At 72.2% G+C, this 24342-nt stretch carries 22 protein-coding genes; 10 read left to right on the forward strand and 12 right to left on the reverse strand.

Annotation, left to right across the window (positions count from 1 at the left end; translation table 11 throughout):
• The first annotated feature begins 556 nt into the window (after window positions 1-556).
• The 3 genes from SSQG_RS26345 to SSQG_RS26355 all read left to right on the forward strand — a co-directional run bounded on the left by SSQG_RS26345 (window position 557) and on the right by SSQG_RS26355 (window position 4476).
• Entirely contained in the window at window positions 557-1303 is a 747-nt protein-coding gene (locus tag SSQG_RS26345; RefSeq protein WP_425315021.1) for a rhomboid-like protein, read from the forward strand.
• 90 nt (window positions 1304-1393) lie between these two features.
• Window positions 1394-3808 (forward strand): endopeptidase La, encoded by a 2415-nt coding sequence (gene lon / locus SSQG_RS26350; protein WP_003992916.1) that lies wholly within the window; start codon window positions 1394-1396, stop codon window positions 3806-3808.
• A gap of 176 nt (window positions 3809-3984) precedes the next feature.
• Window positions 3985-4476 carry a MarR family winged helix-turn-helix transcriptional regulator gene (locus SSQG_RS26355; RefSeq protein ID WP_003992917.1) on the forward strand — a complete coding sequence of 164 codons (492 nt, stop codon included), beginning with the start codon at window positions 3985-3987 and terminating at the stop codon, window positions 4474-4476.
• A 122-nt stretch (window positions 4477-4598) separates the two neighbouring features.
• Here SSQG_RS26355 and SSQG_RS26360 read toward each other — a convergent pair whose 3' ends face one another.
• The gene (locus SSQG_RS26360) at window positions 4599-5384 is read right to left on the reverse strand and encodes a protein phosphatase 2C domain-containing protein (RefSeq protein WP_003992918.1); all 786 of its coding nucleotides are present in this window, start codon (window positions 5382-5384) and stop codon (window positions 4599-4601) included.
• Window positions 5385-5752: 368 nt separating this feature from the next.
• On the opposite strand from SSQG_RS26360, the gene SSQG_RS26365 reads away from it, so the two are divergent.
• The 5 genes from SSQG_RS26365 to SSQG_RS26385 are packed head-to-tail and all read left to right on the forward strand — an operon-like array spanning window position 5753 to window position 11649.
• Window positions 5753-8842 (forward strand): sensor histidine kinase, encoded by a 3090-nt coding sequence (locus SSQG_RS26365; protein ID WP_003992919.1) that lies wholly within the window; start codon window positions 5753-5755, stop codon window positions 8840-8842.
• Entirely contained in the window at window positions 8799-9326 is a 528-nt protein-coding gene (locus SSQG_RS26370; RefSeq protein WP_003992920.1) for a roadblock/LC7 domain-containing protein, read from the forward strand. Before SSQG_RS26365 ends, SSQG_RS26370 begins: the two co-directional genes overlap by 44 nt.
• On the forward strand, window positions 9323-9745 hold the full coding sequence (locus tag SSQG_RS26375; protein WP_003992921.1) for a DUF742 domain-containing protein: 423 nt from the start codon (window positions 9323-9325) through the stop codon (window positions 9743-9745). Before SSQG_RS26370 ends, SSQG_RS26375 begins: the two co-directional genes overlap by 4 nt.
• Window positions 9726-10373 carry a GTP-binding protein gene (locus SSQG_RS26380; RefSeq protein WP_039933648.1) on the forward strand — a complete coding sequence of 216 codons (648 nt, stop codon included), beginning with the start codon at window positions 9726-9728 and terminating at the stop codon, window positions 10371-10373. The genes SSQG_RS26375 and SSQG_RS26380 overlap by 20 nt, the downstream gene beginning before the upstream one ends.
• A 13-nt stretch (window positions 10374-10386) precedes the next feature.
• On the forward strand, window positions 10387-11649 hold the full coding sequence (locus SSQG_RS26385) for a styrene monooxygenase/indole monooxygenase family protein (RefSeq protein ID WP_003992923.1): 1263 nt from the start codon (window positions 10387-10389) through the stop codon (window positions 11647-11649).
• On the opposite strand, the gene SSQG_RS26390 is transcribed toward SSQG_RS26385, so the two are convergent.
• From SSQG_RS26390 to SSQG_RS26405, 4 genes are all read right to left on the reverse strand, one after another.
• Window positions 11613-12824, reverse strand: coding sequence for a C40 family peptidase (locus SSQG_RS26390; RefSeq protein WP_003992924.1), 1212 nt, complete (start codon window positions 12822-12824; stop codon window positions 11613-11615). The genes SSQG_RS26385 and SSQG_RS26390 overlap by 37 nt on opposite strands.
• Window positions 12825-12930: 106 nt before the next feature.
• The gene (locus tag SSQG_RS26395; RefSeq protein WP_039933650.1) at window positions 12931-13230 is read right to left on the reverse strand and encodes a hypothetical protein; all 300 of its coding nucleotides are present in this window, start codon (window positions 13228-13230) and stop codon (window positions 12931-12933) included.
• A gap of 10 nt (window positions 13231-13240) precedes the next feature.
• Window positions 13241-13894: a TetR/AcrR family transcriptional regulator gene (locus tag SSQG_RS26400; RefSeq protein ID WP_003992926.1), complete on the reverse strand. Its 654-nt coding sequence runs from the start codon at window positions 13892-13894 to the stop codon at window positions 13241-13243.
• Between the two features lie 232 nt (window positions 13895-14126).
• Window positions 14127-15065: an AurF N-oxygenase family protein gene (locus SSQG_RS26405; protein ID WP_003992928.1), complete on the reverse strand. Its 939-nt coding sequence runs from the start codon at window positions 15063-15065 to the stop codon at window positions 14127-14129.
• Between the two features lie 122 nt (window positions 15066-15187).
• On the opposite strand from SSQG_RS26405, the gene SSQG_RS26410 reads away from it, so the two are divergent.
• Window positions 15188-16300, forward strand: a complete 1113-nt coding sequence (locus SSQG_RS26410; RefSeq protein ID WP_003992929.1) for a ferritin-like domain-containing protein — start codon at window positions 15188-15190, stop codon at window positions 16298-16300.
• 46 nt (window positions 16301-16346) lie between these two features.
• Here the strand turns inward: SSQG_RS26410 and SSQG_RS26415 are convergent, their stop codons facing one another.
• The 6 genes from SSQG_RS26415 to SSQG_RS26440 all read right to left on the reverse strand — a co-directional run bounded on the left by SSQG_RS26415 (window position 16347) and on the right by SSQG_RS26440 (window position 22447).
• Complete coding sequence (locus SSQG_RS26415) at window positions 16347-16856, reverse strand: DUF3291 domain-containing protein (protein ID WP_003992930.1); 510 nt, start codon at window positions 16854-16856, stop codon at window positions 16347-16349.
• Between the two features lie 45 nt (window positions 16857-16901).
• The gene (locus SSQG_RS26420) at window positions 16902-18377 is read right to left on the reverse strand and encodes a penicillin-binding transpeptidase domain-containing protein (protein ID WP_003992931.1); all 1476 of its coding nucleotides are present in this window, start codon (window positions 18375-18377) and stop codon (window positions 16902-16904) included.
• The gene (locus SSQG_RS26425; protein WP_003992932.1) at window positions 18374-19738 is read right to left on the reverse strand and encodes an FtsW/RodA/SpoVE family cell cycle protein; all 1365 of its coding nucleotides are present in this window, start codon (window positions 19736-19738) and stop codon (window positions 18374-18376) included. The genes SSQG_RS26420 and SSQG_RS26425 overlap by 4 nt, the downstream gene beginning before the upstream one ends.
• Window positions 19739-19843: 105 nt before the next feature.
• On the reverse strand, window positions 19844-21097 hold the full coding sequence (locus SSQG_RS26430; RefSeq protein WP_003992933.1) for a sensor histidine kinase: 1254 nt from the start codon (window positions 21095-21097) through the stop codon (window positions 19844-19846).
• Window positions 21094-21834, reverse strand: coding sequence for a hypothetical protein (locus SSQG_RS26435; RefSeq protein ID WP_003992934.1), 741 nt, complete (start codon window positions 21832-21834; stop codon window positions 21094-21096). Before SSQG_RS26435 ends, SSQG_RS26430 begins: the two co-directional genes overlap by 4 nt.
• Window positions 21835-21943: 109 nt before the next feature.
• A complete protein-coding gene (locus SSQG_RS26440) occupies window positions 21944-22447 on the reverse strand; it encodes a protein-tyrosine phosphatase family protein (protein WP_039933652.1) in 504 nt (167 codons plus the stop codon).
• 121 nt (window positions 22448-22568) lie between these two features.
• Here SSQG_RS26440 and SSQG_RS26445 point away from each other — a divergent pair, with 121 nt between their 5' ends.
• Entirely contained in the window at window positions 22569-23372 is an 804-nt protein-coding gene (locus tag SSQG_RS26445; RefSeq protein ID WP_003992936.1) for a nuclease-related domain-containing protein, read from the forward strand.
• A gap of 66 nt (window positions 23373-23438) precedes the next feature.
• On the opposite strand, the gene ligD is transcribed toward SSQG_RS26445, so the two are convergent.
• A complete protein-coding gene (ligD, locus tag SSQG_RS26450) occupies window positions 23439-24320 on the reverse strand; it encodes a non-homologous end-joining DNA ligase (RefSeq protein WP_003992937.1) in 882 nt (293 codons plus the stop codon).
• Window positions 24321-24342: the final 22 nt, after the last annotated feature.

Below are 24342 nucleotides of genomic sequence, written 5' to 3' on the forward strand. Positions count from 1 at the left end.
GGGAATTTCCCCGTGGCCGTGAGGTTGCCGTGAAGGGGCCCACGCGTGGCGTCCGTCACAGACAGTGGCGCGAGGGTGGCGAAGGCTTTGACGTGATGGAAGGAGCGCCCCCGTGGACCGCACCGCACCGGCCGACGAAGCGGCCGCCCCGACACCGGCGGCCCCGCCCGTTCCCGACGGGGCCGGGCTGCTGGACGGAGTACCGCGACAGCGCACCGGCGAAGCGCGCGGCCCGGGTCCCGCGGTGGACGGCGGTTCGGCATCAATGGACGCCGAGCCCCTGACCGCCCTGGCCCCGGGTGCCGAGCTGCTCGGGAGCGGTACGCCGCTGCCGACGGGCGGCGGGCCCTGGGCACCTGCGGGCACCGGCCCGCGTGAATCCGCGGGCGTCGGCTCACGTGGGCCCGCGGACACCGGCGGGAGCCGGGCGGCGGGCGCCGGCACGGGTGAATCCGCGGGCCGCAGCCCGCGTGAGGTCTCGGGCCCCAGCCCGTGGGAGTCCGAAGGCAACCGTCGGCGGGAGTCCGCAGGCGCCGGCCGGCGTGAATCCGCGGGCATCGGCCCGCGTGAGGTCGTGGGCTTCGGCGTGCGTGAGGCGGAGGCTTCCGGTGGCTCCGTGCCGGTGTGGGTGGCGTGGCTCGGGCGCCGGCTCGGTGCGGTACGGCCCTGGCGGCTGTTGCCCACTCCCACGGGCACGCCGTTCGCGTTCGGGTACGCCTTCCTGCTCTGCGTCACCTCGCTGATCTCCGCCTACGCGGACCCCGCCCTGGTGCACGCCCTGCTCCAGGGCTCCAGTACCGACGTGGCGCACCTGGTGCGGGCGCCGGAGTTCGTGCTGGTGGGCAGTGCGCTGTGGGTCGCGGGTGGGGTGGCCTCGCCGTTCGCGATCGGGTTCGTGCTCGTGCTGACCGCGCTGGAGCGCCGGGTCGGGGGCCTGCGCACGGCCGGTGTCTTCCTGCTCGGGCACGTCCTGGCCACCCTGGCGACCGAGGTCCCGGTGGGGATCGCGGTGCTGGCCGGACATCTGCCCGACAGCTCCCTGCACCGGCTCGACTACGGCATCAGCTTCGGCGTCGCCGCCGGCGTCGGCGCGCTGGCCGGTCTGCTCCCGCCGTGGCTGCGCGTGCCGCTGCTGGCCGGCTTCGGCTGGATGCTGCTCCAGGACCTGCTCGCCTTCACCGACCCGTTGACGAACTGGGGTCACCCGATCGCCCTGGCGATCGGTGTCGCGACCTGGCCGGTGCTGCGGCGCCAACATCGCGAACACGCCTCTCACCTGGGCGAACTCCCCACCTCGTCCTAGATCGCTCACAGCGAACACGCGTCGGGGAACATCCGGCCCCTCCCAAGCATTGAGTCGGCATAGCTCAACTTGACTGCCGAAGGGGAGATCATGGCTTCGACGTCCACACCGCTCACCCTGCCCGTGCTGCCGCTCGACGACGAGGTCGTGCTGCCCGGGATGGTGGTCCCACTGGACCTGAGCGACAACGAGGTCCGTGCCGCGGTGGAGGCCGCTCAGGCCGCTGCACGGTCAACGCCCGGGAAGCCCCGGGTACTCCTGGTGCCGCGGATCGACGGGACCTACGCGAACACCGGTGTCCTCGGCACCGTCGAGCAGGTCGGCCGACTGGCCGACGGCGACCCGGGCGCCCTGATCCGCGGCCGGAGCCGGGTGCGCATCGGCGCGGGGACCACGGGCCCGGGCGCCGCCCTCTGGGTCGAGGGCACCCGCGTCGACGACACCGCGCCCGACCCGCTGCCCGGCCAGGTCGTCGAACTGGTCAAGGAGTACAAGGCGCTCGCCACCGCCTGGCTGCGCAAGCGCGGCGCCTGGCAGGTCGTCGACCGTGTCCAGGCCATCGACGACGTCTCGGCGCTCGCCGACAACTCCGGCTACTCGCCGTTCCTGACCACCGAACAGAAGGTCGAACTGCTCGAGACCGCCGACCCGGTGGCCCGGCTGAAGCTCGCCACCCGGCAGCTGCGCGAGCACCTCGCCGAGCAGGACGTGGCCGAATCCATCGCCAAGGACGTCCAGGAGGGCGTCGACAAGCAGCAGCGCGAGTTCCTGCTGCGCCGTCAGCTCGAAGCGGTCCGCAAGGAGTTGCGCGAGCTGAACGGCGAGGAGGAGGGCGAGGAGTCCGACGACTACCGCGCCCGCGTGGAGGCCGCCGACCTGCCCGAGAAGGTCCGCGAGGCCGCGCTCAAGGAGGTCGACAAGCTGGAGCGGTCCTCCGACCAGTCGCCCGAGGGCTCCTGGATCCGCACCTGGCTCGACACGGTCCTGGAGATGCCGTGGAGCGAGCGCACCGAGGACGCGTACGACATCCAGGGCGCCCAGGCCGTTCTCGACGCCGAGCACTCCGGCCTCGAGGACGTGAAGGAGCGGATCACCGAGTACCTGGCGGTGCGCAAGCGGCGCAGCGACCGGGGCCTGGGCGTGGTCGGCGGGCGGCGCGGCGGTGCCGTGCTCGCCCTCGTCGGGCCGCCCGGCGTCGGCAAGACCAGCCTGGGCGAGTCCGTCGCCCACGCGATGGGGCGGAAGTTCGTCCGCGTCGCCCTCGGCGGCGTCCGTGACGAGGCCGAGATCCGTGGTCACCGGCGCACGTACGTCGGTGCCCTGCCCGGCCGGATCGTCCGCGCCATCAAGGAGGCCGGGTCGATGAACCCGGTCGTGCTGCTCGACGAGATCGACAAGGTGGGCTCGGACTTCCGGGGCGACCCGGCCGCCGCCCTGCTGGAGGTGCTCGACCCGGCGCAGAACCACACCTTCCGGGACCACTACCTGGAGGTCGAGCTGGACCTGTCGGACGTGGTCTTCCTCGCGACCGCCAACGTCCTGGAGGCGATCCCGGAGGCGCTCGCCGACCGTATGGAGATCGTCCGCCTCGACGGCTACACCGAGGACGAGAAGGTCGTCATCGCCCGCGACCACCTGCTGCCCCGCCAGCTGGAGCGGGCCGGGCTCGGCCGGGACGAGGTGGCCATCGACGAGAGCGCCCTGCGCAAGCTCGCCGGCGAGTACACCCGCGAGGCCGGCGTCCGCAACCTGGAGCGGTCCGTCGCCAGGCTGCTGCGCAAGGTCGCGGCCCAGCACGAGCTGGGTGAGCGGAAGCTGCCGTTCACCGTCTCCGAGGATGATCTGCGCGGTCTGATCGGCCGGCCGCACCACGTGCCCGAGTCCGCCCAGGACCCGGCCGAGCGGCGGACGTCCGTACCGGGTGTGGCAACGGGCCTCGCGGTGACCGGCGCCGGTGGTGACGTGCTGTACGTGGAGGCGTCGCTGGCCGACCCGGAGACGGGCGCGGCGGGGCTGACCCTGACCGGTCAGCTGGGGGACGTGATGAAGGAGTCCGCGCAGATCGCGCTGAGCTTCCTGCGCTCCCACGGTGCCGAGCTCGAACTGCCGGTGGGCGATCTGAAGGACCGGGGTGTGCACATCCACTTCCCGGCGGGCGCGGTCCCCAAGGACGGCCCCAGCGCCGGCATCACGATGACCACGGCCCTCGCCTCGCTGCTGTCCGGCCGCCTGGTGCGCACGGACGTGGCGATGACCGGCGAGGTCTCGCTGACCGGGCGGGTCCTGCCGATCGGCGGCGTGAAGCAGAAGCTGCTCGCCGCGCACCGGGCGGGCGTCACCACCGTGATCATCCCCAAGCGCAACGAACCCGACCTGGACGACGTCCCGGCGGAGGTGCTGGACAAGCTCGACGTCCACGCCGTCACCGACGTCCGCCAGGTCCTGGAGCTGGCGCTCGCCCCCGCCGCCGAGGGCGCGACGCCGGAGGTTCCGGTGGCCGCGTGACGGAGGTCATCGGATGAGGGAAGGCCCGGGCCCCGTGAGGGAGGCCCGGGCCTTCACCGTGTGGTGGCCCTGTGTACACGGGGGTTGCACCCTGCGGAATACTTGCCGAGCTGCGCCGATGGCGGCGGATGGCGGAGAATTCCAGGTAGTGGGCGAGAACCGAGGCAGGGGCTGACGTGCACGAGGAAGGCAACGACGACGGAGACCGGGTCGCCGGTCTGGCCGGGAGCGGCGTGGACCAGCCCGCCTTCCTCGCGCTGGAGCGGGAGCTGACCGTGCTGCTGCGGCGGGCCCGGGCCAACCAGGGCGAGATGGCCCGGGAGGTCCACCCCGACCTGGAGTCGTCCGCGTACGGCCTCCTCGTCAGACTGGACGAGTGCGGCAAGCAGCGGGCCACCGAGCTCGCCGCCTACATCGGCGTCGGCAAGGCCACGATGTCCCGCCAGCTGCGCGCCCTGGAGGACCTCGGTCTGGTCGCCCGCGAGCCCGACCCCGCCGACGGCCGCGCCTGGCTCGTCGCCCTGACCCAGGAGGGCCACGACCGGGTCCGCCGGGTCCGCGAGGCCCGCCGCGCCCGCTACGCCGGCCGCCTGGCCGACTGGGACACCGGCGAGGTCACCGAACTGGCCCGGCTGCTGCACCAGCTCAACCGGGGCATGGAGCGGTAGCACCCCGCGCCGAGCGGCTGGCAGCCGAGCTGCCGGGGGCCGAGCTGCCGGGAGTCGAGTGGCTGGATGCCGAGTGGCTGGGAGCCGAGTGGCTGGATGCCGAGTGGCTGGGAGTCGAGTGGCTAGAACTCGACGAACACCGCCGTCGCGTCGTCGTGCGTCTTGCTGCGCCCCAGGAAGGCCCCGGCGGTGTCCGCCCGTTCCAGCGCCCGGACGCGGTCCACCAGTGCCCGCGGTCCCTCCTCGCGGACGAGGTGGAAGCAGTCCGTCCAGTCGCCCTCCCGGAAGCGCTCCACCCAGCGCGCGGCGCCGTCCGTCAGGGCGGCCAGGGCGCGCACCTCGTGGTGCGGGAGGGTTCCGGTCACCGCGCGCCGGGACACCGAGGGGTCGGCCGCCGCCGTGAAGAAGCCGCCCTCCTTGTTGCGGACCGTGGAGTCCACCAGCGCGTCCGTGGCCAGAGCGGAGCGGGGGAGCAGGGACAGCCGGTCGTCCAGGAAGGGCGTCACCACCCCGTCCGGGGACTCCACGAGGAGAACGGAGTCCGACAGCACCAGGTACTCCACCGTCTCGGGGGACCAGCGGGCCATGACCACGGTGGCCTGAGGTGTGCGGGGGTGAGAAAGGTCACAGGTTGAGGCATGCGCCTCGGCGGTACGCGCGATGGCGCGGGACAAGGCGTCTACCAGAGGAACATCCGGGAGTGAAACGGTCAGTTCGGTCAGGGCTCCGCCGAGGCGAGCCGTGAACCAGGGGACGGAATGCAGACAGCCCGTCCCGTCCTTCGGTGGTGTGACACCGTCCAGGACGACGACCGAACCGCCCTGCCCGGAGGCCGGTAGTCCGACGCTTGCGAAGTCCTCGTTGGGGCGGTCCGCGTCTCCGGGCCGCGAGGCGAGTTCAGTGCGCATCCAGCCAGTCTGCACGAGCCCTTCACAAGGTCCGCAAAAGGCTGGCAATGGTCGCAGGATCGAGCCGGGATTGCAGGTCAGGCGCCCCGTTTGGGGGGGAATGCTTTGTTCCGGGAAGGCGTGGTGGCGAATATTGCCACCGCCTTCCTCCGGCGTCCAACCGGCCTGCCGCGCAAGGCTCCCGCAAGGGCCGGCGGAACTTGCCCCTCAACTCTCCTCCGAGGTTCACTCCTTCGGGTGGCGGGTCAGGTGATGCGCGTGCGCTGCCCACCGGCGCTGGGAGGGTCGGGAAGTGTACCTGGAGTGCGCGTCAGTTGACGGAGCGTCATCCGGGCCCATGAGTTCACGAGTCAGGAATGCGAGCACCGGTGCAGAAGTCGCGGCCTCGTCGCAAGGACAAGCAGACGGCCCCCGTTCAGGGTGCTGAGCCGACGCCCCCCACCGGCAAGGGCCGCCCCACGCATGTGCGCAACCGGCTCATCGTGGCCGTGGCCGTGGTCGCCGCGGCCATCGCCGGTGCGGGGGCCCCGTCGGTCCTCGCCGCCTCCGGGGAACTCCACGATTCGCAGGAGCTCGTGACGCTCGCGGAGCAGACGCAGGACGCTCTCGCCCTCGCGCACTCCCTCGCCGACGAGCGCGACGACGTCACCTCGTACATCGCGGCCGGCCGTCCCAAGTCCAAGGCGCCCTCCGAGCAGCGCAGCGCCCGCGTGGACCGGCAGGTCGGGGAACTGCGGTCGGACACCGACACGTCCGCCGCGCTCCGCTCCGACCTCGACCAGATATCGGCGGTGCGCCGGGCGGCGCTCACCGGCAAGAGCAGCGCCCTCGAAGCGCACCAGGCGTACTCCACCGCCATCACCGAACTCCACCGGCTCGCCGAGCAGCTGGCGCAGCAGACGCCGCCCCGGGCCGGATCCGGCAGCTACGCCCTGGCCGAGCTGGACTCCGCCGTCCAGCAGGCCGCAGCGGCCCGGGGACTGCTGCTCGCCGCCCTGAGCGTGCCGCGCGGCACCGGGACGGTCATCGACCCCGTCACCGGCCTGCCGACCGATACCTCCGGCTCCTCCGGCGCCGACGCCCGGCAGCGCGACGCCCTGAGCGCCGCCGCCCAGCAGGCCCGGCTGCGCTCCGACGCGGCCCTGGCCGACTTCCGCGGCACCGCCCCCAAGTCGGCCCGCGGCTCGTTCGACTCCACGGTCACCGGCACCGAGGTCAACTCCGCCGACAAGTACCTCGCCACCCTCACCGACCAGCCGACCCTCTCCAGCGGCGAACTCTCCACCGACAGCAAGAAGCTGGACGCGGCCCTCTCCGCCCGGGTCGACCTGATGCGCGGCGTGGAGTCCGCCCTCTACGACCGCCGCACCAAGGACCTCGAGGTGCTGCGCGACGAGGACGTCACCGCGCTGGAGATCCGCATCGCCGTCCTCGGCGCCCTGATGCTGCTCGCCGTCGGCGTCGCCACGGGCATGGCGCGCAGCCTCACGCGTCCCCTCGCGGTCCTGCGCCTGGGCTCCAAGCGCCTCGCCGAGGCGGAGGACCCGGTGGCGGAGGAGCCGGTGAAGTTCACCGGCCGCAACGACGAGTTCGCCCAGGTCGTCCGCTCGGTCAACGCCCTGCACGCACGCGCGGCCGGACTCACCGAGCGGATCACGACGCTGGAGTCCGACCGCAAGCACCTCGTCGGCCAGCGGCAGAAGATGGCCGACGCGCGCGAGGAACTGCGCGGCGAACTCGCCGAGTCCGCCGCCCAGCTGGAGCGGCTGCGCACGGCCATCGGCGGCACCTTCGTCAACCTCGCGCTGCGCACCCTCGGACTCGTCGAGCGGCAACTGGCCGTCATCGAGAACCTGGAGGAGCGCGAGCAGGACCCGGACCGCCTCTCCACCCTGTTCAAGCTCGACCACTTCGCCACGGTCATGCGCCGGCACAGCGAGAACCTCCTGGTCCTCGCCGGCACCGAGCACGTCCAGCACGCCGCCGGGCCCGTGCCGCTGGTGGACGTGGTCCGCGCCGCGGTCAGCGAGATCGAGCGGTACGAGCGGGTCCGTATCGCCGCGCTGCCGCCGCACGCGCACATCGCCGGGTTCGCCGCGGACGACCTCTCCCACCTGCTGGCCGAACTCCTGGAGAACGCCACCTCGTTCTCCCCGCCCGACCTGCCCGTCGAGATCTCCGGCTGGCTGCTGGAGAACGGCGAGGTCATGCTCTCGGTCCAGGACGAGGGCATCGGCATGACCGAGGACCGGATGGAGCGGCTGAACGCCCGCCTCGGCGACTTCGACCCGGAGGCGCCCTACGACCAGGAGGGCGAGGACGGTCTCGGCCTCGGCCTGTACGTCGTGGCCCGCCTCGCCCACCGCCACGGGGTGCGGGTGCAGCTGCGCGAACAGAAGCAGGGCGGTGTCGCGGCGGTCGTCGTCCTGCCCCGCGCCCTGCTCGCGGCGGCCACGCCCGCGGCGGTCCCGACGTCCGGCCCCCTCTCGAACACCACGCAGAGCTTCTCCCTCCCCGGCGCCGACGCCGAGGCCAACTCCAACGTCCTGTACGGCCGCGCCGGCGGCACCGACCCACTGGTGGCGCTGGCGGAGAAGGCAGTGGAGCGAGAGGAGACCGCCGCGGCGGCAGAGCTCGCCGAGCCGGCGGAGAGCGCCGGGTCCGCCGAGCCCGCCGGGCTCCCGACGCCCGGGGAGGCCAGGGAGTACGGGGAGTCCAGGCAGGTCGCGGACGCGGCGGAGGTCACGGAGGCCGTCGGGCATCCGGAACCGGTGGACGAGGCACGACCGGCGGCGCCGGCAGGAAACGCACCGACCGCGCCCACGGAACCCGCCCGTGCGGCAGCCGAAGCCCCGGTCGCCCCGTTGGAGACGCCCGCCGAGACCACGATGGAGCTGTTGATCCCGGCGCAGCAGGCCGAATCGCCCGCGGCGCCGCAGGCGGGGACGGCGTCCCAAGCGCCGGCCCGGCAGGGCGGGACGGAGCTCGGCGTGTCAGGCGCAGCCGCACCCGGCCCACCACGCCCCCGCGGCCGCCGACGGCGAGACGCCCCACAGGGGCCACACGATCACGAAAACCCGCACGGGGGGTGCGGGTGGGAACCACCACGCCGAAAGGCGAAGCCGAGGCGGAGGCCGACGTCGAACACGAACGCGTCACCGACAAGGGCCTCCCCAAGCGCACTCCGAAGATCACCGCTCCGACCACCGAACCGCGCCGGCGCAGCGGCTCCGTGGACGCCGACGCCCTCCGCCGCCGCCTCGGCGGCTTCCGGCAGGGCGCCCAGGCCGGCTACCGCGAGGTGGAGGCGGAGATCGCCGAGAAGACGGCCTCGCACAAGCGGCCGACGACCGGCACATCAGTACCAGCTGATTCCGAAGAAGCCACGGGGGGCACAGTCGAGGAGGCAAGCAGTTGACCGCTCCCAGTACCTTCGGACTGATCGGACTGAGCAGTGAGGCCCGCAACCTGCACTGGCTGCTGACCAACCTCGTCGAGGAGGTCCCCGGCATCCTCTCGGTCGCGGTCGTCTCGTCCGACGGACTGCTCCTGCTGTCATCCGACGACCACCGCAACAAAGAGGCGAGGGAGGCCCTGCAAGACCGCGGGACCAGGCGGAGCGGCCCGCGCGGCTCCGCCGCCGACCTGGCCACCATCGTCTCCGGCATCGGCAGCCTCACCGTCGGCGCCGCCAAGCTGATGGACTTCGGCGGGGTCAGGCACACGATGATCGCGATGGACGAGGGCAGCCTGTTCGTGATGTCCATCAGCGACGGCTCGCTGCTCGGCGTCCACGGCAGCGCGGACTGCGACATGAGCGTGCTGGCCTACCACATGGCCCTGTTCGTGGGCCGCGCCGGCCACGTCCTGACGCCCGAGCTCCGCAGCGAACTCCGTAAATCCCTGGAGCATTCCCAGACGACGACGGGGAGGGCCCGATGAGCAGTACGCCCAAGCATCATCTCCCGGTCCGCGGGGGTGGCCGCAAACCCGCCCGGGTCCGCCCCTACTCGCTCACCGGCGGCCGGACCCGCTTCGGCCACGTCCTCCTGGTGGAGACGTTCGTGGCGAGCACGGCCGCACTGGAGGCACCGGAGGAGCGCAAGGAACTGACGAACGGTTCCCTCTCCACCCGCGTGATGCCGGAGCTCCAGGCCATCGTCGAACTGTGCCGCCGGATGCGTACGGTGGCCGAGATCGCCGCGCTGCTGAAGATGCCGCTCGGCGTGGTCCGCGTGCTCCTCAGCGACCTCGCCGACCAGGGAAAGATCCGTGTGTACGGAACGGGCACCGGCCATGGCACGGGCCGCCCGGACCGAGCTCTGCTGGAAAGGGTGCTGAGTGGACTCCGTCGTCTCTGACGCCGCTCACGGCGTCACTGGTACATCACCGTCCGTCCAGCCCGACGAGAGCATGCACGCCTGGCAGACGGACCGCACCCGCGCTCCCATCGCCACGAAGATCGTGGTGGCGGGCGGCTTCGGCGTGGGCAAGACCACGCTGGTCACCGCCGTCTCGGAGATCACGCCCCTGCAGACCGAGGCGCTGATGACCGAGGCGAGCGAGGCCACCGACGACCTCACCGCCACGCCGGGCAAGTCCACCACCACCGTGGCCATGGACTTCGGGCGCATCACGCTCGACGACGACCTGGTGCTCTACCTGTTCGGCACGCCGGGCCAGCAGCGGTTCTGGTTCATGTGGGACGACATCGTGCGCGGCGCGATCGGCGCCGTCGTCCTGGCCGACACGCGCCGTCTGCAGGACAGCTTCCCGGTACTGGACTACTTCGAGAGTTCCGGGCTGCCGTACGTCGTCGCGGTCAACCATTTCGACGGCAGCGAGATGTTCGACGCGGAGGACGTGCGGGAGGCGCTGACCATCCCGCGACACATACCTGTCATGATCATGGACGCGCGTCGCCGGATCTCCGTGATCGAGACCCTCCTGGCCCTCGTGGGCCACGCGCTCGACGAAACCCCCGAGTAGAGGAAAGCCCCGCATGCGGAAGATACTCGTCGTCGGAGCCGGTCAGTCCGGGCTCCAGATAGCTCTCGGCCTCCAGTCCCAGGGATACGAGGTCACCCTCATGTCCAACCGGACGGCGGACGAGATCCGCACCGGCCGGGTCATGTCGACGCAGTGCATGTTCCACACGGCCCTGCAGCACGAGCGCGACCTCCAGCTGAACTTCTGGGAGTCCCAGGCCCCGAAGATCGAAGGACTCGGCGTCTCGGTCGCCGCACCCGGCTCCTGGGCCGAGGGCCCCGCGGCACGCGCGATCGACTGGCTGGGCCGGCTCGACGGGTATGCGCAGTCCATCGACCAGCGGGTGAAGATGGCCGGCTGGATGGAGACGTTCGCGCAGCGCGGCGGGCAGCTCGTCATCCACGGCGCGGCCGTCGGCGACCTCGACTACTTCTCCCGCACGTACGACCTGGTGCTCGTCTCGGCCGGCAAGGGCGAGCTGGTCCAGATGTTCGCCCGCGACCCGGAGCGCTCCCCGTACAGCGAGCCGCAGCGCGCGCTGGCCGTGTCGTACGTGCACGGTCTCGGCCCGCGCCCCGAGCACCCGGACACCGAAGCGGTCCGCTGCAACCTGGTGCCGGGCGTCGGCGAGCTGTTCGTCATGCCGTGCCTGACCACCTCCGGCCGTGCCGACATCCTGTTCTGGGAGGGCATACCCGGCGGCCCGCTCGACGCCTTCAACGGCGTCAAGGACCCGGCGGAGCACCTCTCCCTGACCCTGGAACTCATGGAGCGGTACGTCCCCTGGGAGTACGCGCGGGCCACCAAGGTCGAACTGACCGACGCGGGCGGCACCCTGGCCGGCCGCTACGCCCCCACCGTCCGCAACCCGATCGGCCGCCTCCCCGGTGGCGGTCTCGTGCTGGGCGTGGCGGACGTCGTCGTGGCGAACGACCCGATCACCGGGCAGGGCTCCAACTCGGCCTCCAAGTGCGCCGCCGCGTACCTCTCCTCGATCGTCGAGCACGGCGACAAGCCGTTCGACGAGGAGTGGATGCGGGCCACCTTCGACCGCTACTGGGACACCGCCCAGCACGTCACCAAGTGGACCAACGCGATGCTCGCGCCGCCGCCCGAGCACATCCTGAACCTGATCGGCGCCGCCGGTGAGCTCCAGCCGGTCGCCGACCGGTTCGCCAACGGCTTCAACAACCCGGCCGACTTCGAGAACTTCTTCTACGACCCGGAGAAGACGCAGGCCTACCTGGCCGAGGTGTCCGGCGCGGGCGCCGCGTAGCCCCCTCCTGCCGCGTATCCCTCGTCCGACCCGTCCGTGGCGCCCTCGGGGAGCTCCGGCGGCTCGAACCGCCGCAGGGGCTTCCCGTCCGGGTCGGGGCGCACCGCGCCCAGGACCGGGTTGGCCGCGATCGGTGACACCTTCACCGTCGCACCCGGCCGGGGCGCCTGTACGACCATGCCGTTGCCGAGGTACAGCGCCACGTGCGTGGCCTCCGGGAAGTACACGACCAGGTCTCCCGGACGCAGGTCGGTCAGGGGGATCCGCTGCAGCTGTTTCCACTGCTCCTGGCTGGTCCGGGGGACGGGCGTCCCGGCGTCCGCCCACGCCTGTGAGGTCAGCCCCGAGCAGTCGTACGACGTCGGGCCCTCCGCGCCCCACGCGTACGGTTTGCCGATCTGCCGTACGGCGTAGCGCAGGGCCCGGCCGCCCCCGGCCGTCGGGGTGCGCACGCCGCTGAGCGCGCCGGACGCCATGACCTCCTCCTGCGCCTTCCTGATCCCGTTCCTCTCGAACTCGGCGAGCGCGATGAGCTGGTCGCGGTTGAGGGACGTGAGCAGTTCCTCGACGTCCCGCAGGCGGGCGTGGACCTCGTCGCGTTCCCTCTTCCGCCGTTCGGTGAGGGCGAGCTGCTCGTCGAGGGCCGTGCGGGCCGTGCGGGCGAGGTCGTGCGCCTCGTACTCGTCGCCGGTCAGCCGGCCGACGGTGTCCGCCCGCTCCTGCGCGAGCCGGCCGATCACATGCCCCTGGTCGATCGCGCGCTGCGGGTCGCGGGCCAGGAGCAGCCGTACGTACGGGGAGAGGTTGGTGCTGCCCTGGTACTGCTGCCGGGCCAGCCGGCCGGCCGCTCGGCGGCTGTCGTGCAGGGAGAGCCGGGCGCGGGCGAGGGCGCGGTCCAGGCGGTCGGTCTCGGCGCGCTGCTTCTTCAGCCTGTCCTCGGTGGTGTTGTAGGCCTCGGTGGCCTTCTCCGCCTCGCGGTAGACCTCCTGAAGGTCTGTCAGGAGGCGGGCGACGGAGGCCCTGTCCGGTGCCACGGCGACGGAGGCCGTGTCCGGGGCGGGGCCGGGCCCGGGGCTGGGCTCGGGAAGGGCTGTGGCGGGTACGGGTGCGAGGGCGGCGCCTGCTGCCGTCGCCGCGATGCAGGCCAGAGCCAGACGTCCGAGTTTTCCTGACATTCCATCACCTCCGATGTGGGGGTGGCCCTTTGCCACCGGACATCGTGAGGATCAGGGGTGTGCGAGCGGTGCGCGCGCCGAGTGTGCGCGGTTCGGCGCAACCGGGTCACCCGTCGGCGTCGTCCGGCTTGCCCGGCGGCGTGGCGTCTGGCTTCGACCACGGCCAGTTGAGTCGCCTGGGCGGGACGCCCTCGGGGGCGTACTCGTACTTCCAGCGCTGGGTCATGCGGACCCTGCCCTCTTCCCGGGGCACGCGGCGGTAGACCAGCACGGTCGGCGGGCCGCCGTCGGGGTCCGGGACGGGGATGCGGTACGTCTTCGGCGGGTGGCCGGTGATGCCGAGCAGGACGGGCAGGACCCTGCCGTCCATGGGGCCGCCCTCGAAGGGGGTGTCTTCGCTCTTCACGGGACCAGTGTCAGACATCCTCGGCGAGGGACCGGACCAGGGCGTCGGTCTGCCGGTCGCGGCGGGCGGTCACGCTCAGCATGGCGACGAACTGCTCGACCAGCCAGTCGCGCAGGTCCGCGGCCGGCGGCTCCTTGTCCTCGTCGAGCCAGATGAGCGACGAGGCCTCCACGGCGGTGATCCACATCCGGACGGTCATGCGCAGACGGGGGCCGGGCTCGGTGACGTCGAGGTGCTGGAAGATGTGCTCGGCGGCGGCGCGGCGTACGCCGTCGACGATGGCGGTGGTGCGTGATGTCTCGACGACGCTGCCACCCTGGAGGAGGGCGCTGAAGCCGGCGTCGTGCTCGTCGACGAAGGCGAGGTAGCGGTCGAGGGCGCGGGAGAGGCGGGGGAGGAGGGGGCCCTCGCGGGGTTCGTCGAAGCAGTGCCGCAGCTCGTCGGCGGCGGACCTGAGGGCGGCCTCGTACAGCTGCTGTTTGCCGCCCGGGAAGTACCGGTACACCAACGGCCGCGACACCCCGGCCGCCTCCGCCACGTCGTCCAGGGACACGTCCTCCGGCGCGCGGTGCGCGAAGAGCGACAGCGCGGCGGCGAGCAGCTGACTGCGACGCTCCTCGACACTGAGGCGCCGGTAGGCGGGGGTGGGGGCGGTGGGCGTCATGCCCGGCAGCGTAACCGTCCGGTGGGGGGTCGGGGCCGCGCCGGGGGGTGTCCGCCCGGCACGGCCCCTTGCGCACGTACCTAGCTGCGGGCAGTCGTGCCGCTGGGGCGGCACGGGTGGGCGCGGCGGCACCTCGTCGCGCCGAGTTGCGCAACGCCCCGCGCCCCCCCCGCACCGACGCCGAGCACCCGGCAGCGGACAGCACAGGACCCCGGCCAAGCCCGACGCAGTCCTACCCCAGCAACCCCGACGACTTCCACAACCGCCGCCCCACTCCCCGCAGCACCCCGATGTCGTCCAGGAAGTCCGTCAACCGCTTCGACCCCGTCTGCATCACCTCACGCCGATGCCCACTCGCCCGCACCTGCGCGAGAGCCTCCCGCTTGTCCAGCCCCACGTTCGTGTACACCTCGGGATTCACGAACGCCACCGAGAAGACCCGGGCGAACTCCCCGGAGGTGATCCGCGTGAACTCCTGGGACCACTTGGGTGCCGTCACCATCTGGCGGCGCAGTTCCTCACGGGCGTAGCGCACGTGGCGGGCCTCCTCCACGACGTGGATACGGGTGACGCCGCGGATGAGCGTCTGGACCCGCTCGTCGGGGAACGTCAGGCGCTGCATCCAGTCGAGCACCTCCTCCCCGAGCAGCGTGGCCGTGAAGGAACCCGGTGTGGTCGAGATCGTCTTGAAGAGGCGGCCGAGGTGCTGGTGCACCCGGCTCACCGGGTACCAGGGCGTACCGCCGTGGGATATCAGCCGGGCGAACATCTTGGAGTGCCGGCACTCGTCCTCGATCTCGGTCAGCGCGTAGCGCACGTGTGCGCTCGTCGCCGCCTTGTCGTAGATGTGACGGACCAGCAGCTGCATGAGGATGATCTCGAACCAGATGCCGAGCGACGCCAGCGCCGCGGCCTCGTGCTGGGAGAGCAGGATGCGCTGTTCCTCGCTCATCCGCTTCCACAGCGGGGTGTCGTACAGCGACACCAGTTCCGGCGGCCAGAACCACTTGCCCTCCTCGAAGGGCGCGTCCCAGTCCAGCTCCTCGTCCGGGTCGAAGGAATGCTTGGCGGAGGAGTCGAGCAGCCGCTGGGCCACCTGCTCCCGGTCCTTGAGCAGGCCGAGGGCGTCGCGCAGGCCGTCGAGCGCGTCGGCTTCCGTCAGGGTCGTCATGGCTGCCCACCTCGTTGTGCACACGTCACCGTCCCCCTTATGAGACTGCCTGTCAGCAAGCTCGTCAATCCCCCGCGCGCTACTTGTTGACTCGGCGTCTACCACGTGTGAATCTGCGGGACATGCCGACCTTCGAGCTGTACTCCAAGGATCCGGAAGAGCCCGTATGGCAGGTGCCGGCGACCGGCGCGGCCCGTTTCAACTGGGAGTACGACGACGGCCGCGACCGCCTCCTGGCCCTCTACCAGAAGGGCAAGGACAAGCAGTGGGACGGCCAGAAGCGGATCGACTGGGAGCTGGAGGTCGATCCGTACGATCCGCTGGGGACCCCGGACGAGGCGATGTCGCTCTACGGCACCCGGCACTGGGCGAAGCTGACGGAGCGGGACAAGGGCGAACTGCGCCGGCACTACGCCTCCTGGCAGTTCAGCCAGTTCCTGCACGGTGAGCAGGGCGCGATGATCTGCGCCGCCCGGATCGTGGAGTCGGTCCCCGACCTGGACGCCAAGTTCTACTCGGCGACCCAGACGATGGACGAGGCCCGGCACGCGGAGATCTACGGCCGGTTCCTGCACGAGAAGATCGGGCTGCTGTACCCGATCAACGACAACCTCCAGGCCCTGCTCGGCGACACCCTGCGCGACTCGCGCTGGGACATGCCCTATCTCGGGATGCAGGTCCTGATCGAGGGGCTCGCGCTCGCCGCCTTCGGGATGATCCGGGACACGACCGACAAGCCCCTGCCCAAGCAGATCCTCGCCTACGTCATGCAGGACGAGGCCCGGCACGTGGCCTTCGGGCGGATGGCCCTGCGCGACTACTACAAGCAGCTCACCGACGCCGAACTGCGCGAGCGCGAGGAGTTCGTCATCGAGGGCTGCTATCTGATGCGTGACCGGCTGCGCGGGGTCGAGGTGCTGGAGAACTTCGGCATCCCCAAGGCCGAGGCGGAGGCCTGCAGCGAGCAGTCCGAGTTCCTCGCCCTCTTCCGCAAACTCCTCTTCAGCCGCATCGTCCCCTGCGTCAAGGACATCGGCCTGTGGGGGAAACGGCTCCAGCAGGCCTATGTCGATATGGGCGTCCTGGAGATGGGTGACTCCGACCTGGACCTGCTGATGTCCGAGGACGAGGAGATCGCCGAGAAACTGGACGCCGAGCGCTTCGCGGTCGAGGAGCGGGAGCGGGTCGCGGAGGTGCGGGGGGCCATCGAGGCCGGTCAGCGGATCGACGGTTGATCCCTCGTTCGTGGGCGAGGACGGACGAGGGATCAACCATCCGGCGCTAGGCGGAGCAGCCCAGCCCTTCCGGCACCTCACCGAGCAGCGGTGTCGCCCCCTGGGGCGGGAACGACGTGCGCAGGGTGAAGGCGTACGGGGTCGGGCCGTGGGTGCGGAGGTGGAGCAGGCGGGACTCCGCCTCGGCGACTGTGGGGCGGTGGCCCGCTGGGACCCACCAGAGCGTGGCCATGGCCTCCTGGACGCGCTCGAACCACTCACGGCGGCGGGCGAGCATCTCCCGGTGCCTGCCTCGGTACATGAACGCGGTCAGGGCATCGGTGTCGCGCCAGACCGACATGTTGATGATGAGCCAGGAGTCACCGAAGACCGAGATGTCGGTCGCGTCCCCGTTGTCGTCCTGGAGGCGCCAGACGAAGCCGTCGGCCGCGTCGGCGTCCGCGTTCACCGGGTCGAGGCTGTCGACGAAGTCCTTCAGCAGCGGGGTGTCCAACGGGGCCTTGAGGCGGGCGATGTTGACCTGGGCGAGCTCGTACGTGGCGGCAGACTGAGTCATGGACCGAACGGTAGGTCGGGAGATGCCTGCCGCGGTACCCCCGTCTCACGAACTGGGCACCCCTTCCCGGGAGTTGAGCACCGCCGACATCACCGCCCGCGCGACCGGCGCCGCGTCGCCTCCGCTGATGTTCCCGCGGTCCGCCTGCGCGTCCTCCAGCACCACCGCGACCGCGACCCGCGCTGCCGCTTCGTGGTCGCCCCGCGCCCAGGAGACGAACCAGGCGTACGGCGTACCGGAGTTGCCGAAGCCGTGCTGGGCCGTGCCGGTCTTGCCGCCGACCTCGGCGCCGGGGATCGCCGCGACGCGTCCCGTGCCGTGTCTGACCACGTCCCGCATCAGCGCGCGCAGCCGGACGGCGGTGGAGGGCGTCATCGCCCGGCGGGCCGGGCGCGAACCGGCCGCCGCGAGGGTGCTGCCGCCGGGCCGGGTCGTCCGCTCCACCAGATACGGCTCCCGCACCTCACCGCCGTTCGCGACGGCGGCCGCGACCATCGCCATCTGCAGGGGTGTGGCGCGCGTGTTGTACTGGCCGATCGACGACAGCGCGAGCTGTGCCCGGTCGAGCGAGGAGTCGAAGGTGGACCGCGCCACCGGGAAAGGGACCCTCAGATGGTCGCTGTTGAAACCGAAGGCGTGTGCCGTGGCCGCCATGTCCGCCGCGCCCACCTCCACGCCGAGCTTCGCGAACACCGTGTTGCAGGAGAACGTGAAGGCCTCCCGGACCGTCGCGTCCCTGCAGTGCCTGGACTCGTTCGACAGGCGGGTCCGCGTCCCGGGCAGGGTGTAGGGGTCCGGGGAGTCGGTCGGCACGTCCAGGTTCCTGATCACGCCGGCGTCGAGCGCGGCCGCCGCGGTGACGACCTTGAAGGTCGAGCCCGGCGGGTAGGTCCGGCGTACCGCCCGGTTGAGCATCGGGCGGTCCGGGTCGGCGTTCAGCCGCCGCCACGCCCTGGACGCCGCGGTTCCGTTGCCGGACAGCGGCTGGGGGTCGTAGGACGGGGCGGAGACCAGGGCCAGGATCCGGCCGGTCGACGGATCCAGTGCCGCCACCGCGCCCTTACGCCCGGCCAGCCCCTGGTACGCCGCCTGTTGCGCGGCCGGGTCCAGGGTCGTCACGACGTCGCCGCCCCGGTACCGCGCCCGCGTGAAGTCGTTCCACAGCGGGAACGGCACCAGCAACGGGTGCGTGCCGGACAGCACGTCGTCCTCGGCGTTCTCCAGGAGTGTCGTCCCGTACAGCTGGGAGGCGAATCCGGTGACCGGGGCGTACAGCGGGCCGTGGGCGTAGGTCCGTTCGTAGCGGAGGTGCTCACGGGTGTCCTTCGAGCCGGTGACGGGCCGGCCGCCGACCAGGATGTCGCCGCGCGGCTGTTCGTAACGGGCGATGTCCGGGCGCCGGTTGGCGGGGTTGCCGTCGTACGCCGGGGCCTGGACGACCTGGATGCGGGCGGCGTTGAGCAGCAGGGCCACCAGCAGCAGGGCGCAGAAGACTCCGGCGCGCCGGATGTGCCGCGTCACGGGGTGACCCGCCCGTCGTGCTGGCGCCGGGCCGAGTCGCTCACCCGGACCAGCAGGGCCACGATCGCCCAGTTGGTGACCACCGACGAGCCGCCCTGCGCCAGGAACGGCATCGCCATGCCGGTCAGCGGGATCAGGCCGGTCACACCGCCCGCGATCACGAACACCTGGAGCGCCACGAGCGAGGCGAGGCCGACCGCGAGCAGCCTCCCGAACGGTTCGCGCAGGGCGAGGCCGGCCCGGTAACCGCGCTCCACCAGCAGACCGTAGAGGAGGAAGATCGCGGACAGCCCCGCGAGGCCCAGTTCCTCACCCGCGGTGGCCAGGATGAAGTCCGACTTCACGGCGAAGCCGATGAGGACCGAGTGGCCGAGGCCCAGGCCCGTACCGAGGACACCCCCCTCCGCGAAGGCGAACAGCGACTGGGTGAGCTGGTTCGCGCCCTCGCCCGCCTCGATGGACGCGAAGGGGTGCAGCCACGTCTCGATCCTGCTGTGCACGTGCGGCTCCAGCCGGCCCACGGCGACCGCACCCAGCGCGGCCAGCACCAGTCCGACGGCGATCCAGCCGGTGCGTCCGGTAGCGACGTAGAGGAGGACGACGAACAGGCCGAAGAAGAGCAGCGACGTGCCGAGGTCGTGTTCCAGGATCAGGACGCCGACGCTCACCAGCCAGACGGCGACGATCGGACCGAGGACCCGCCCGGTGGGCAACTGGAGCTTCCAGAAGCGGCGGCCGGTGTAGGCGAGGGCGCTGCGGTTCGCGGCCAGGTACGCGGCGAAGAACACGGCGAGCAGCACCTTCGCGAACTCGCCCGGCTGGATGGAGAACCCGGCGATCCGGATCCAGATGCGGGCACCGTTCACCGCCGGGAACAGGATCGGCAGGATGAGCAGCACGAGAGCGGCGACGACACAGACGTACGTGTAGCGCTGGAGCACCCGGTGGTCGCGCAGCAGCAGGACGACCAGGATGAAGAGCGCCACGCCCAGCGTCGACCAGACCAGTTGGGCCGGTGCCGCCCGGTCGCCCGGGGTCTCCAGGTCGAGCCGGTAGATGAGCACCAGGCCGAGCCCGTTGAGCAGCACACCGATGGGCAGGAGCAGGGGGTCGGCGTACGGGGCCCGCAGGCGTACGGCCAGATGCGCCAGCAGTGCGAGCACGCCGAGCCCGGCACCGTAGCCGACGGCACCGGGCGGGAGGGTGCCGTGCTGCGCGAGGCCGACGTCGCAGTAGCCGTACACGGACAGCAGCACGCCCAGGACGATGAGGGCGAGTTCGACGCCACGGCGCCGGGGGAGGCGGCGGACGGCGGGTGCGGGCGTGTCCGCCGTCGCCACGGTGATTCCGGCCTTGCTCATGTCCGGAATCTACCTAAATGAGGCGTGTGGAGTGCTTTGATCTGGCCGAGTGTCAGCACCGGAGCACAGGGGGGAGTCCTGACGACGACTCGCGGCCCCGGGCTCTCACTCCACCGGCACTCTCAACGTCGCCACCGCCCCACCGTCCGCCGCGTTCGCGAACTCCAGCCGTGCCCCCAGCACCTCCGCCTGCCCCAACGCGATGGTCAGCCCCAGCCCGTGCCCCTTCGCACCCCCCTCGGTCCGGAACCGCTGCGGCCCGTGCGCCACCAGGTACTCCGGGAAACCGTCCCCGTGATCGCGCACGGTCACCACCGGCCCGTCCACCGTCAGCACGACCGGCCCCCGCCCGTGCTTGTGCGCGTTCGCCACGAGATTCCCCAGCACCCGCTCCAGCCGGCGCCGGTCCGTCTCCACGGACACATCCCGTACGACCCTGACCTCCGTGCCCTTCCCCGTGCCCCGCACCACCCGCGCGGCCAGTGGTCCCAGCCGCTCCGTGTCCAGCTCCAGCCGTTCCCGGCCGGTGTCCAGCCGGGAGATCTCCAGCAGGTCCTCGGTGAGCGTGCGCAGTGCCGCGACCCGGTCCCGCACGAGTTCCGTCGGGCGGCCCGGCGGCAGCAGTTCGGCCGCCGCGTGCAACCCGGTCAGCGGGGTCCGCAGCTCGTGCGCCACGTCCGCCGTGAACCGCTGCTCCGAGAGCAGCTTGCTCTGCAACGACGACGCCATGGAGTCAAGCGCCGCGGCCACCGCGGCCACCTCGTCCTGCGGGCGCGCCGGAACCTTCGCGCGCGGCCGCGTACGGGGGTCGTTCACGCGTGCGTCCAGGTCACCCGCGCTGATCCGCCGGGCCACCAGGGCCGTGGTGTGCAGCCGCCGCGTCACCCGGGTCACCGCGAACGCGCCGACCAGCAGCGTCGCCCCGATCGCCAGGCCCGAGGACCACAGGATCGCCCGGTCCAGGCCCTCGATGGTGCGCGCCTGCTGGGAGTAGTCGACCGCCACCGCCAGGGCCCGGCCGCCGTCGGCGGGCCCCGCCGCCCACATCGTGGGGCGGCCCGCGAAGTCGGCGACCATCGTGCCGCGGTCCCCGGAGACCGCCAGGTCCCGCAGCCGCCGGGGCAGGCCCGGGGGATCCAGCCCCGCACCCCACCTGAGCGGATCCCCGGCCTCGTACCGCTCCGTCGTCATGGCCAGCCGCTGCAACGCCTGGTCACGGGCCTGGCCGACGGTCTGGTTCGTCACCTGCACGTGCACCAGGACGCCGAGCAGGGCGGCCAGCGCGCAGCACATCACCGTGATGAAGGCGGCGGCCTTCGCGGCGAGCGTCCCGGACCACCGGGGAAGGGCGGGTCTCATCCGGCACTCGCCGAGGGAGAGGCGGAGGGCGGGGCGGAGGGGTGGCGGGAGTGCTTCCGCGAGCCGGTGCGCAGCATCTCGTCGTGGGTGAGGAGCATGGCCCGCTGCTCCGGGTCCCAGGTCCACTGCAGGCGGTACTCGTAACCGGCGACCTCGGACGGCGAGCGGATGACGAGGGAACGACCGGCCAGCTCGACGCCGCTCAGCGCGTCCTCCCACGCCATGACCTGCATGAGCCGGTGCTTCTCCACGGTGTAGACGCGCACCGCGGTGGTCTTGCCGGGCAGCAGCGGGAACCCCAGCGTCAGGTCGTCGCGCCCGTCACCGGTCAGGTCCCGGTAGTACGGCCTGAGGACCGGGCACCGGCCGTGTCCCGGCCCCTCGCGGCAGTCGGCCATCCGGCGGGCCGTGTCGCGGTAGGGCGCCTTGGCGCCGTCGTAGTCGCCCGCGTGCGCGGCGATCTCGGCCCGGACGATCCTGACCGGGTCCACCTCCCGGATGTCGTCGTCGCGGGGGACGGTGACGCCCTTGACCGCCTCGGTGTTCACCTCGCCGATCTCGAAGGCGGGACTGGACGCCGGGGTCAGCTCCGGCCAGAGCCGGGCCGGGCCGGCCGCCGTCGGGGTCGCGCCGGCACCCTCGAGCCCGCCGGCGTCCCCGCAGCCGGCGGCGGTGGCCAGCAGCAGGACGAGGACGGCGGCGCGGCGGGCGGCTCTGCCGGGACGGCGGACGGGCACTGGACTCCTGCGGTTCGAGAGTGATCACGCGACTCGGACCGACCGTCGGCCCCGTTCACCTTAATTCTGCGGAAGTCCCATTGACGCGCGAGGGAGCCCGTGCGCCCGGCTACTCGGTCAGCTCCTCCAGCAGCCGGGCCGTGGCCAGCCCCGCCCGCAGGTAGTCGACGAACAGGTCGTTGTGCAGCGCCCAGGGCGACCGGCGGTCCCGGATCAGCCGGATCGCCGCGTCGGCGGAGCGCCCCTGGCGCATCAGCGCGTGCGCGACGACCAGGCCGGAGCGGTTGTACCCGTGGTAACAGCGCACGAGGACCCTGCGGCCCTCGTCCAGAGCCTCGCAGGCCGCCTCGGCCAGCCGGATCACCCCGGCGAGCTCTGTCCCGTCGAGAGGTCCGTCGGGAATGGGCCAGACGTGGTGCGCGACGCCCGGATCGGGCCCGTGCCCCGGCAGCCGCAGCAGCGTCTGCACGAGATCGAACTCGTCCCGTACGACCGCGAACTCCAGCCGGCCCACGGAGGCCGCGTACTCGTGCCCGCCCATCCACAGCCCGGGGACGACCTCGCTCCACGGGCTCTGAGGAGCCGGCACATCGGGTTTCCTGCGGGTACGCAACGGCGCCTCCCCACCATCACCGCCCAACTCCTTCCAAAGGTAGCCGGGTTCTTGCCCCGGCAGCACCCCGCCTGTTCCCATGGACTGGGGTGCCTGTTCCCATGGACTGGGGTGATGGTGCATGGACGGACTGCGCGTCATACCGACCTGGCGACAGGGCCAGGAGCGGCTGTACGTCTGCCTCCCGGACGGCCGGAACATCGCCTGGTACGACCGTGAGACGGCCCGGGTCAACCTGCTCGGCGAGGACCGCGAGGACGAGGTGCTCCTGGCCCTCGCGCCCTTCATCACCGGCCCGGTGGCGGTAGGGCCGCCCCCGGTGCCGACCCCGGCCGAGCTCGCCCGGCTGGCCCTGCACCCCGACGACGACCTGGCCCCCAACCGCCCCGGCGAGGCCCTCCTCGTCGCCCTCGACCGCGATCCCGGCCCCACCCGCCGGCTGCGCCCCGACCCGCGCCGCCGGGCCCTGGCGGCCGAGCAGACCGTCGGGGACGCCCTGGACCGTCTGGACGGCGCCGGCTGGCACGCCCTGCACTCCGTCCCGCTTCCCGGCGGCGGCCGTATCCACCATCTGCTGATCGGCCCGGGCGGCTTGTTCGCCCTGCACACCCTGTACGCACGCAAGCAGCGCGTGACGGTCGCCGACCCCACGGTCACCCTGGGCCGCCGCGACCCCGACCCTCTGCTCCGCCGCCTCCGTGCCGACGCCGACCGGGCCTCGTACGCCCTGACGGCGGAGGTCCGCCCGGTGCTCACCCTGGTGGAACCGGCCTCCGTGTCGGTCCCGGCCGCACCGCGCGAGGTCCGCGTCCTGACCGACAAAGACGTCCCGGGCCTCGCCGGCCACGGCGGTGTCCTGAAACCGGCGGACGTGGAGGCACTGCACGCGATGGCACGGGACCGGAACACCTGGACGCGAGTGTGAGGACGGGCGCGCGCCGGCCGGCCGGGACGGGGTAGGGGCGGAGACGGCTGCCCCCGTGCCCCGGGGCTACGGGAGGCGCCCGGCCCGTTCCGGATCCAGCAGGGGGGCGAGCAGGTCCCCGTAGTCCTGCACCCGGGGCGCGATGTCCGTGGCCCGGAGGTCCAGGCGGCCGGGCGAGCGGCACTCCTCGACCTCCTCCCAGGTCACGGGTGCCGAGACGGCCGGTTCGGGGCGGGCCCGGAGGGTGTAGGGGGTCGCCGTGGTCTTCCGCGCGGCGTTCTGGCTCCAGTCGACGAACACCTTCCCCGGCCGCAGACTCCGGGTCATCCGGTGCAGCGCGAGCCGGGGCAGGGCCTTCTCCGCCTCGACGGCCAGCGCCTTGGCGTACTCGGACACCCGCTCCGAGGACGCCCCGCGTACGGCGGCGAGCAGATGCAGCCCCTTCGAGCCGGAGGTCTTGGCGTAGGCCTCGATGCCGTCCGCCGCGAGCCGTTCCCGCAGCCACAGCGCGACCTCGCAGCACTGCGCGATACCGGCGGGCGGCCCCGGATCGAGGTCGAAGACGATCCGGTCGGCCTCGTCCGGCGTGCCGACGAGCCACTGGTGGGTGTGGAACTCGGTCACCAGGTTCGCAGCCCACATCAGGCTCGGCAGGTCCTGCACCAGCACCATCCGCGAGGGTCCCTCGACCCGCGGCACCTCGGCGGTGGTGACCCACTCGGGCGTACCCGGCGGGACGTTCTTCGTGAAGAACACCTGGCCGTCCGGCCCGTCCGGATACCGCAGGAAGGACACCGCCCGGTCACGCAGATGGGGCAGCAGGACCTCGGCGACGGTCGCGTAGTAGTGCAGCACCTCGCCCTTGGTGAAGCCGGTGGCGGGATACAGCACCTTCTCCAGATTGCTGAGGGCGAGCCGTCGCCCCTCCACCTCTGTGATAGGCGCCATACGATAAGAATCCCACGCAAAC

Origin of the sequence: Streptomyces viridochromogenes DSM 40736 (assembly GCF_000158955.1) — a bacterium.
Classification (GTDB): Bacteria; Actinomycetota; Actinomycetes; order Streptomycetales; family Streptomycetaceae; genus Streptomyces; species Streptomyces venetus.

Excerpts from the sequence above, each read along its gene's own strand:
- SSQG_RS26360 (WP_003992918.1), bottom strand. The coding sequence starts at position 5,384 with ATGCGCACTGAACTCGCCTCGCGGCCCGGAGACGCGGACCGCCCCAAC.
- SSQG_RS26400 (WP_003992926.1), bottom strand. The coding sequence starts at position 13,894 with ATGACGCCCACCGCCCCCACCCCCGCCTACCGGCGCCTCAGTGTCGAG.
- SSQG_RS26415 (WP_003992930.1), bottom strand. The coding sequence starts at position 16,856 with ATGACTCAGTCTGCCGCCACGTACGAGCTCGCCCAGGTCAACATCGCC.
- SSQG_RS26385 (WP_003992923.1), top strand. The coding sequence starts at position 10,387 with ATGCGGAAGATACTCGTCGTCGGAGCCGGTCAGTCCGGGCTCCAGATA.
- SSQG_RS26445 (WP_003992936.1), top strand. The coding sequence starts at position 22,569 with ATGGACGGACTGCGCGTCATACCGACCTGGCGACAGGGCCAGGAGCGG.
- ligD (WP_003992937.1), bottom strand. The coding sequence starts at position 24,320 with ATGGCGCCTATCACAGAGGTGGAGGGGCGACGGCTCGCCCTCAGCAAT.
- lon (WP_003992916.1), top strand. The coding sequence starts at position 1,394 with ATGGCTTCGACGTCCACACCGCTCACCCTGCCCGTGCTGCCGCTCGAC.
- SSQG_RS26430 (WP_003992933.1), bottom strand. The coding sequence starts at position 21,097 with ATGAGACCCGCCCTTCCCCGGTGGTCCGGGACGCTCGCCGCGAAGGCC.
- SSQG_RS26405 (WP_003992928.1), bottom strand. The coding sequence starts at position 15,065 with ATGACGACCCTGACGGAAGCCGACGCGCTCGACGGCCTGCGCGACGCC.
- SSQG_RS26425 (WP_003992932.1), bottom strand. The coding sequence starts at position 19,738 with ATGAGCAAGGCCGGAATCACCGTGGCGACGGCGGACACGCCCGCACCC.
- SSQG_RS26390 (WP_003992924.1), bottom strand. The coding sequence starts at position 12,824 with ATGTCAGGAAAACTCGGACGTCTGGCTCTGGCCTGCATCGCGGCGACG.
- SSQG_RS26410 (WP_003992929.1), top strand. The coding sequence starts at position 15,188 with ATGCCGACCTTCGAGCTGTACTCCAAGGATCCGGAAGAGCCCGTATGG.
- SSQG_RS26375 (WP_003992921.1), top strand. The coding sequence starts at position 9,323 with ATGAGCAGTACGCCCAAGCATCATCTCCCGGTCCGCGGGGGTGGCCGC.